At 70.1% G+C, this 4,969-nt stretch carries 5 protein-coding genes; 2 read left to right on the top strand and 3 right to left on the bottom strand.

Annotated elements, in window-relative coordinates; all coding sequences use genetic code 11:
• Nucleotides 1-374, bottom strand: a 374-nt coding sequence (locus ACTHNQ_RS16910) for an enoyl-CoA hydratase-related protein (protein ID WP_440335120.1), incomplete at its 3' end; no start/stop codon positions are given.
• 122 nt (nt 375-496) lie between these two features.
• Here ACTHNQ_RS16910 and ACTHNQ_RS16905 point away from each other — a divergent pair.
• Complete coding sequence (locus ACTHNQ_RS16905; protein WP_440335119.1) at nt 497-784, top strand: WXG100 family type VII secretion target; 288 nt, start codon at nt 497-499, stop codon at nt 782-784.
• A gap of 56 nt (nt 785-840) precedes the next feature.
• Here ACTHNQ_RS16905 and mmsB read toward each other — a convergent pair whose 3' ends face one another.
• Complete coding sequence (gene mmsB / locus ACTHNQ_RS16900; protein ID WP_440335118.1) at nt 841-1,740, bottom strand: 3-hydroxyisobutyrate dehydrogenase; 900 nt, start codon at nt 1,738-1,740, stop codon at nt 841-843.
• Between the two features lie 34 nt (nt 1,741-1,774).
• Nucleotides 1,775-2,971 (bottom strand): acyl-CoA dehydrogenase family protein, encoded by a 1,197-nt coding sequence (locus ACTHNQ_RS16895; RefSeq protein WP_440335117.1) that lies wholly within the window; start codon nt 2,969-2,971, stop codon nt 1,775-1,777.
• A gap of 241 nt (nt 2,972-3,212) precedes the next feature.
• On the opposite strand from ACTHNQ_RS16895, the gene ACTHNQ_RS16890 reads away from it, so the two are divergent.
• The gene (locus tag ACTHNQ_RS16890) at nt 3,213-4,892 is read left to right on the top strand and encodes a choice-of-anchor I family protein (RefSeq protein ID WP_440335116.1); all 1,680 of its coding nucleotides are present in this window, start codon (nt 3,213-3,215) and stop codon (nt 4,890-4,892) included.
• The last annotated feature ends 77 nt before the right edge of the window (nt 4,893-4,969 follow it).

Below are 4,969 nucleotides of genomic sequence, written 5' to 3'. Positions count from 1 at the left end.
GTGTCGGCGGCCAGGATGATGTCGCACATCATGGCGAGCTCGCACCCGCCGCCCAGCGCGTAGCCGGCGACGGCCGCGATCACGGGGGTGCGCACCGCGGCGAATTGCGTCCAGCCGCCGAAGTGGTCCCCCTGCAGCATGTCGAGCCCGGACTTGGACTCCATCTCTTTGATGTCGGCACCCGCGGCGAACGCGCGCTCCGACCCGGTGACGACGATCGCGCCGATCGCGTCGTCGGCATCGAACGCGGATGCCGCGGCCACCACCTCGCGGCAGACCTGCGTGTTGAGGGCGTTGAGCGCCTCGGGGCGGTTGAGCGTGATCCAGCCGACACGTCCGCGCGTGTCGACCAGGATCGTTCCGTAGTCGGTCATCTTCGTCCTCCTGGGTCAGTTTTCCACATGGGGAATGGTCCCCATGTGGGGGGTGGGGGTCGGTTGGTTAGCCTGCCTGTGGGCCTGATCGGGTCCGTGGGTTTTTGACAGAGGGACGGATCATGGCTGATTTCAAGGCTTCTTACGGCGAGATGGAGTCGATGGCGGGCAAGCTCGAATCGGGTCGTGAAGAGATCGGCGACGTGCTGCGCCGCCTGAAGAGCGACGTGGACCGGCTGCTGGGCGATGACTTCAAGACGCAGCACGCGTCGGGCAAGTTCGGTGAGGGCTACAACGAGCTGACCACGGGTCTGGAGAAGGCCATCGAGGGCATCTCCGACATGGGTGAGTCGCTGCGCAAGATGATGCAGGCGATCAAGGACACCGACCAGGCTCTCGCCGGCAACTGACGGGTTCTCGAAGGGGATGTCGGCGGCTTCGGCCGCCGGCATCCCCTTCGCCGTTCTCACGCGCTGTCCGCGCGGATCGTGTTGATGATGCCTGAGAAGTCCTGGCCCGCCCCGTCGCCCGCCGCGAAGTCGCGGTAGATCTCGCGGGCGAGCATGCCCATGCGCGCCTCGACCCCGGTCGCCGAGATGGCGTGCTCGGCGAGGCCGAGGTCCTTGTTCATCAGCGCACCCGCGAACCCGGGCTGGTAGTCGCGGTTGGCGGGACTCGCCGGCACCGGCCCCGGGACCGGGCAGTTCGTGGTGAGCGCCCAGCACTGGCCCGACGCGTTCGAGGCGACGTCGAAGAGCGCCTGGTGAGACAGTCCGAGCCGCTCCCCCAGCACGAACGCCTCGGCGACCGCGATCTGCGAGACCGCCAGGATCATGTTGTTGCAGACCTTCGCCGCCTGCCCGAGCCCGGCGCCGCCGCAGTGCACCACGCGACGGCCCATCGCCTCGAGGAGCGGCTGTGCGGCGGCGAAGTCCTCGTCCGTCCCACCCACCATGAACGCGAGCGTCGCATTCTCGGCGCCGACGACCCCACCCGACACCGGAGCGTCCAGCGACCGGTGCCCTGCGGCCTCGGCGAGCGCGTGCGCGGCACGGGCCTCGTCGACGGCGATGGTCGAGCAGTCGATGAACAGGGCGCCGGATGCCGCCACGTCGAGCAGTCCGGCTGCGCCGCCGGTGCCGCGATAGGCGTCGAGCACCTGCGCGCCGGTCTGGAACATCGTGATGACGACGTCGGCGGACGTGGCGGCATCCACCCCCGATCCCGCGGTCGCGAGCCCGGCCTCGCTCGCGGCGGCGACGGCGGCGGGCGCGACGTCGAAGCCGACGACATCGTGGCCCGAGGCGGCGAGGTTCTTCGCCATGGGCAGGCCCATGTGGCCGAGCCCGAGGAATGCGATCTTCATGTCGACCTTCTTGTCGCTTCGGCGCGGAGGCGCGTCAGCCGCCGAGCAGCTGGCGGCCGATGATCACGCGCATGATCTCGTTGGTGCCCTCGAGGATCTGGTGCACGCGCAGGTCGCGCACCACCTTCTCGATGCCGTAGTCGTGAAGATAGCCGTAGCCGCCGTGCAGCTGCAGCGCCTGGTTCGCGACGGTGAAGCCCGCATCGGTCGCGAACCGCTTGGCCATCGCGCACTGCATCGATGCGTTGGGGCTCTTGGCGTCGAGCGCGGCCGCGGCGTCGCGCACGAGGGCGCGGGCCGCCCGCAGCTCGGTCGCCATGTCGGCCAGCGCGAACACGACCGCCTGCTTCTCTGCCAGCGGCTCGCCGAACGTGAAGCGCTCGTGCACATAGGTCGTCGCGCGGTCGAGCGCCCACTGCGCGCCGCCGAGCGAGCACGCCGCGATGTTGATGCGGCCGCCGTCGAGCGCCGACATCGCGATCTTGAATCCCTGCCCGAGCGCGCCGAGGATGCTCGACGCGGGCACGCGCACCTCGTCGAGGATGACCTGCCGGGTGGGCTGGGCGTTCCAGCCCATCTTGTGCTCGAGGGCGCCGAACGACAGGCCCTCGGCATCGGCCGGCACGAGGAAGGCGGTGATGCCCCGTGCCCCGGCGTCGGCGTCGGTGCGGGCCATCACGATGTAGACGGCCGCCTCGCCGCCGCCCGAGATGAACTGCTTGACGCCGGTCAGGACGTAGTCCTCGCCCGAGCGGACGGCGCTGGTGGCGATCGCCGCGGCGTCCGACCCGGCGCCCGGCTCGGTCAGGCAGTAGCTGCCGAAGCCCGACATCGAGGTGAGCTGCGGAAGCCACTGCCCGCGCTGCGCCTCGTCGCCGTAGGTGTCGATCATCCACGCCACCATGTTGTGGATCGAGATGTACGCGGCGATCGCGGGATCGCCCTGCGCGAGCTCTTCGAAGATCGCGGCGGCGTCCGAGCGCGACAATCCGGTGCCGCCGAAGTCCTCGCGCACGTAGATGCCGCCCAGCCCGAGGTCGCCGGCGCGGTTCAGCGTCTCGCGGGGGAAGTGCGACGCGGCATCCCACTCGAGCGCGTGCGGCGCGAGCTCGTGCTGTGCGAACTCGCGCACGGCGTCGAGGATCGCGGCGCGCTCCTCCGCGGTGAGGGTCGGCGCCGCAGTCTCTGGGGCCGGCGTCGTCTGGCTGAGGGGGGCGATCGTGGTCACCATTGCTCCTTCTCGGATCGGGAGGCGCCTTGTGGGGGCATCCTGATCAACGCGATCGTGCCGTCGTTGGCACAGTGGTGATTTTACATGGACGTCCTTGTATCTGCTCGGAATTCCTGAGAACGGGGGATGCCGCATCCGTTCGCCGCCCGTTCACCCGGGCGACACCGGGCGCCGATAGTCACGTGATGCGCCCTTCGCGCACGCCACCCCCTCTGCACATCCGACTCCGACAAGGAACCCGATGCCTTCTCGCGCCACACGCCGCGCCGGCGCCGTCGCCGTCACCGCGGTCGCCGCCTGCACCCTCGCCCTGAGCCCCATCGCCGCTCAGGCGGCCATCGTGCCCGACCCCGTCTCGTACTCCGTCGACGACGCCGCGATCTCGCTCGCGCCCGTCGGCACCTTCGAGACGGGCGCCTTCGACCAGTCCGCGTCCGAGATCGTGGCCGCCTACGGCGACCGCCTGTTCGTCGTCAACGCACTGGCGGGCTCGGTGAGCGTCCTCGACTACGCCGACCCGTCGGACATCGTCAAGGAGTTCGCGCTCGCCTCGTCGGGAGTGGCGAATTCGGTCGCCGTCCGCTCCGACGGCCTGGGCGTCGTCGCGTTCGAGTCGACGACCAAGACCGATGCCGGCCACCTGCTGTTCTTCGACGCGCGCGCGAAGGATGCCGCCACCGCCGTGCTCGGCACGGTCCAGGTCGGCGCGCTCCCCGACATGGTGACGATCGTCCCCGACGGCAAGTACGCCGTCGTCGCGAACGAGGGCGAGCCCGCCGACGACTTCTCGAGCGACCCCGAGGGCACGGTCAGCGTCGTGAAGCTGCCCAACAAGGTCGCTGCGGCGTCGCAGAAGGACGTCAAGACCGCCGACTTCCACGCGTACGAAGCCGGGGGAGGCAAGACTCTGCCCTCCGGCGTGCGTCTCTTCGGGCCGACCCCGCACGGCGACGACCACCCGGTGAGCCGCAACCTCGAGCCCGAGTACATCGCCGTCGACGGGAACAACGCCTACGTGTCGCTGCAAGAGGCGAACGCGATCGCCGTCGTGCAGATCCCGAGCGCCCGGGTGACCGGCATCCTGCCGCTCGGCACGAAGGACTTCGGCCTCGCGCAGAACGCGCTCGACCCGAGCGACAAGGACAAGGCGTTCTCGCTGCGCACCTATCCGGGCCTGAAGGGCATGTACATGCCCGACGGGATCCAGTCCTACTCCGCGGGCGGCAAGACCTACCTCGTCACTGCCGACGAGGGCGACGCGCGGGAGTGGGGCGACTACAGCGAGGTCTCGCGCGTGAAGGACCTCGCCAAGGACGGCTACGGTCCGGTATGCGCGTCGAGCCCGCTCTCGTCGTTCCTCGGTGACGCGCAGCTCGGCCGCCTGAACGTCACGATCGAGAACGGCTTCGACGCGGCCGCCGGCTGCTACAGCGAGCTGTACGCGTTCGGCGGACGCTCGTTCTCGATCTGGTGCACCGACGGCACGCTCGTGTTCGACTCGGGCTCGCAGCTCGAGGCGCTCACGGCGGCGGCCGTCCCCGGCTTCGTGAACTCGAACCACACGGCCTCGAACTTCGAGGGCCGCAGCGACGACAAGGGTCCCGAGCCCGAGGGCGTGGCGCTGGGCGAGGTGGACGGCCGGACCTACGCCTTCGTCGGCCTGGAGCGCGTCGGCGGCATCGCGGTGTTCGACATCACGGACCCGGCGGCATCCCGTTTCGTCACCTACGTCAACAACCGGGACTTCTCGGTGTCGGTAGAGGACGGCGGCGCACTCGCCGCCGCCGGAGACCTCGGCCCCGAGGGCATCGCCTTCATCCCGGCGGCGACCTCGGCGACGGGCACGCCTCTCGTCGCCGTCGGCAACGAGGTCTCGGGCACGACGACCCTGTTCGAGATCAGCGCCGTCGTCGGGCGCTGACCCGACCCTCCGGATCCGCGCTATCGGGGGTTTCCCCCCGGCGGGGGGGGGGGAAACACCCCGTCGCGGGGGCGGGG

This window comes from Microbacterium sp., from assembly GCF_051953575.1.
Lineage (GTDB): Bacteria > Actinomycetota > Actinomycetes > Actinomycetales > Microbacteriaceae > Microbacterium.
This window is presented reverse-complemented; position numbering and strand designations above follow the sequence as displayed.